This window comes from Pedococcus sp. P2_E2, assembly GCF_056403955.1.
The window spans coordinates 1-3,879 of sequence record NZ_JBFUEM010000018.1; the positions used below are offsets into that span (position 1 = coordinate 1).

The following is a 3,879-nucleotide window of genomic DNA, read 5'->3' on the forward strand; positions in this document are numbered from 1 at the left end:
AAGGCGTACCGCATCGACGAGTGCATGGGCGACTACAAGCCGTTCCACCAGATCGTCGCCAACTCGATGGAACGCGCCTCACGATGGGTCGGGTTCGAGTACCGCGAGGACGACGCGCGCGCGGTCTACGACATCGTCCCCACCTGGGGCCCGTACCCCGGCGTCACCGAGGCACTGAACCGCCTGGCCGAGGCAGTCCCGCTGGTGATCATCACCAACAGCGACACCGCGCACGCCGAGCGCCTCGCCGAGAACCTCCAGGCCCCGTTCGAGGTCGTGATCAGCGCCCAGGAGATGGGGGTCTACAAGCCGCGGCTCGGCGCGTTCGAGTACCTGCTCGACAAGCTCGGCGCGACGCCCGACGAGCTCGTCCACGTCTCCGCGAGCCCGATGTACGACCACCGCTCGGCGGCCGTCATGGGCATCGAGCGCAAGGTGTATGTCGACCGCGGCTTCGAGGAGGACGAGCACTGGCTCGGCTACGAGCGGATCACCGACATCGCAGACCTGCCCGTCCTGTTCGGCCTGCCGCGTCCTTAATAGAGGATGCCCCGCCTACCCGGCATCCCACGTAGGCGTCGAACGCGAACGAGACCCAGGGCCGAGTGCCCCGGGCGGCCCCGGACCGGCTCGCTCGTCGGCGCGCTCCGCGAGCTCAGCCCCGCGGCCCGGCTGCTCGCGGTGAACCAGGCGGGCATCAACCTCGGGTTTTTCATGGTGCTGCCCTACCTCGCCGCCTACCTCACCGACGGGCTGGGCATGGCCGCCGCCACGGTGGGCATGGTGCTGGGCGCCCGGACCCTCAGCCAGCAGGGCCTCTTCCTGCCCAGCGGCGCGCTGGTCGACCGTGTGGGGCCGTGGCCCTCGATCGTCGCCGGGTGCGGTCTGCGCGTGGTCGCCTTCGGGATGCTCGGCGTGCTCAGGGACCCGGTTTCGGTCGTGGTCTCGGTCCTCCTGATCGGTGTCGCCGGCGCGCTGTTCACCCCGGCCGTGCGCAAGTACCTGGCGCTTGAGTCGCCGGAGCGGCGGGCAGAGAATTTCGCGGCCTTCGAGGTCTTGGGCAACGTCGGCGCGCTCCTGGGGCCGGTGCTCGGTGCCGGGGCCCTGATCCTCGCCGACTTCCAGACCGTCTGCCTGGTCGCCGGGGCAGTGTTCGCAATGCTCACCGTGGCGCAGTTCGCGGTGCTTCCGCGCGCGCACCGTGTCGCGTCACCGGCGCCCGTCCTCGTGAGCGTGCGTCGGGTGCTCACCGACCGCCTCCTCGGAACCCAGGTCCTGGCGTGCTCGGCCTACTTCGCCCTGTTCAACCAGCTGTATCTGGCACTCCCGATCGAGGCCAAGCGCGTCACGGGTCGGCCCGAATCCATCGCCGGTGTGTTCCTCGTCTCCTGCGCCCTCGGCATCCTGCTTCAGGTGAGAGTCACGGCCCTGTGCCGTCGTTGGTGGACGGCCGCCCAGGCGACCGTCGCAGGCCTTGCCGTCATGGCGATGTCGTTCGTGCCGCTGTTGGCCACCACTGGCTTCCTCCCGGACCAGCACCGGGCGCTCCCGCTGTCGCAGGTCATGCCGCATGCCTGGCCCCTACTGCTGACGACCGTCCTGTTCTCACTCGGCGTTGCCATGGTGACACCCTTCATCGTCGTCCTGCTCGCCGACGCGGTCGGCGACGCTCTACTAGGGACCGCGTACGGCTGGTACTTCCTGGTCTCCGCCTTGGCCGCGACGGCCGTCGCCACGGCATCGGGAGCGCTCTTGGACCTCGGTGGCACCTCCGGGCGTACCTTGTCGTTTGCGCTGCTGGTTACCGTCGGCATAACCGGCGCCCTCGGACTCCGCGCTGTGGACCGTCGTCGCCAACACAGGCGTGACGGCCCGCCGCAGCGTTAGGTCGTGCGGACCAGCGACGAAAACGGTCAGCCAGCCATCCACGAACCAGCCCACGCCCCAAGAGACGCAGCGATCGAGCCCGCTACCGTGGCGCTGCGGCGCGATCAACGGTTCGCCCCGTTCGCGCCGCCGGCGACTTGGGATTGAACCCTCGATCGTGCCTAGGGACTCGGTCCGGCACGCCATGCCACGACTGCCTGGCTGGACCTGCCAACAGGGCAGCTGATCCGGCGCTGCGCGAAGTCCCGATCCGGCCAATTCGTCACGTCGACGTCAACAAGAGCTCGGCGTCATGCGTTGTGATGGCGGTGGCGGTTTGCCGGCCGCGACATGCTCGAACGAAGACGGCCGAAGGCCGCGACTTGGGTCGGGTACGACAACGTGCACTTCGCCATTGACGACCACGCTCTGTCTTGCCTACGCCGAGATCCACCCCGACAAGACCTCCGCCATCTGCGCCGTCGAGGGGTCGGGCGGGCGTATCGCTAGACGGTATGCCGTGACCGCTTGCGGCTGAGTGGTTGCGGGCCGGGGCCTCACGCGCACAGATTCGTGGGTTGCTGGACAAGTGCCCTTGCCCGGCCTATCCGACATGTGTGGGAGGCCCCGGTGTTTTCTGAGCGTACGAGTGTGGGACTGGATGTGCACGCACGGTCGGTCGTCGCGGCGGCGATCGACGGGGTGACAGGTGAGGTGTTCCGGGCCAGGCTGACGCCTGCCTTCGAGGACGTGCTGGGCTGGGTGGGGCGATTGCCGGGGCCGTGCGCGGTGGCCTACGAGGCGGGGCCGACTGGGTTCGGGCTGGCCCGCGCCTTGGTGGAGGCGGGGACGCGGTGCGAGGTGGCGGCCCCCTCCCGGTTGCAGCGGCCCTCGGGCGACCGGGTCAAGACCGACGCCCGGGACGCGCTGCACCTGGCCCGGTTGCTGCGGCTGGACGAGATCACCTCGGTGGTCGTGCCAAGTGTGGCCCAGGAGGCGGCCCGTGACCTGGTCCGGGCCCGTGAAGATTGTCGGGCTGACCTGATGCGGGCCCGGCACCGGGTGTCCAAGCACCTGTTGCGGCGCGGGATCGTGTACTCCGGTGGGCAGGCGTGGACCGGTGCCCACGACGTGTGGCTGCGCCGCCAGCGGTTCGACCAGCCCGCGGCGGCCATGGCGTTCGAGTCGGCCTATGAGGCGGTGCTGGCTACCGCGGCTCGGCGAGACCGACTCGATGCAGCGATCGCGGAGCTGGCCGCGGACAGCGAGTTCACTCCGGTCGTGCGGCGCCTGGCGTGCCTGCGAGGGGTATCGACCCTGACTGCGTTCGCGTTGGCCGTCGAGGTCGGTGACTGGCATCGATTCACCGGCAACTCCCTCGGCGCCTACGTTGGGCTGGTGCCCGCGGAGTTCTCCTCCGGTCAGTCCCGGGTGCAGGGATCGATCACCAAGACCGGGAACACCCATGTGCGCCGGCTGCTCGTCGAGGCCGCCTGGCATCACCGCCCGGCCTACCGTCCCGGGGCTGTGATGCGTGCCCGCTGGGACTTGGCCACGCCCGCGGCCCGAGCCCGTGGCGATGCCGGGAACCGGCGCTTGCACGCCCGCTGGGTCAGGTTCAACCTGCGGCGCAAACGGCCCGCAGTGGCCAACGTCGCGGTCGCCCGGGAGCTCGCCGGGTGGTGCTGGTCAGTGGCCGTCCTGGACGACTGACCCAACGACTTGGCTCGTGACCCGCCGAGGCAGCAGCGCGTGGAGTGACCCGCGGAACAGCTATGAGCAGCAACAGGACTCGCATCCCGGCGCGACGCTCGATCCTAGACACGCGGTACCGCTCCAGCCGAACAGCCCGTCCTGCGGTATTCAACCCGCGCATATCAGCCTGACCGTGCGTCGCCAACGACACGCTCGCCCAGGCAGGTCCATGAGCCAACACAGAGGCGCCGCCCGGAAAGCCATCCGGACGGCGCCTCGCCCTGCCCTCTTGACAGGAAGTCGCTACATATCAGCTGT

The 3,879-nt window shown here is 69.6% G+C and carries 4 protein-coding genes; all 4 read left to right on the forward strand.

Going from position 1 to position 3,879, the window contains the following annotated elements:
* Positions 1 to 540: HAD-IA family hydrolase (locus AC1DWR_RS19800; protein ID WP_477625029.1), on the forward strand; the 540-nt coding region annotated here is incomplete at its 5' end.
* Positions 541 to 681: 141 nt separating this feature from the next.
* Positions 682 to 1,887: an MFS transporter gene (locus tag AC1DWR_RS19805; protein WP_477616124.1), complete on the forward strand. Its 1,206-nt coding sequence runs from the start codon at positions 682 to 684 to the stop codon at positions 1,885 to 1,887.
* Between the two features lie 394 nt (positions 1,888 to 2,281).
* Positions 2,282 to 2,404: a hypothetical protein gene (locus AC1DWR_RS19810; RefSeq protein WP_477625030.1), complete on the forward strand. Its 123-nt coding sequence runs from the start codon at positions 2,282 to 2,284 to the stop codon at positions 2,402 to 2,404.
* 92 nt (positions 2,405 to 2,496) lie between these two features.
* Positions 2,497 to 3,579, forward strand: a complete 1,083-nt coding sequence (locus AC1DWR_RS19815) for an IS110 family RNA-guided transposase (RefSeq protein ID WP_477616092.1) — start codon at positions 2,497 to 2,499, stop codon at positions 3,577 to 3,579.
* Positions 3,580 to 3,879 lie beyond the last annotated feature (300 nt).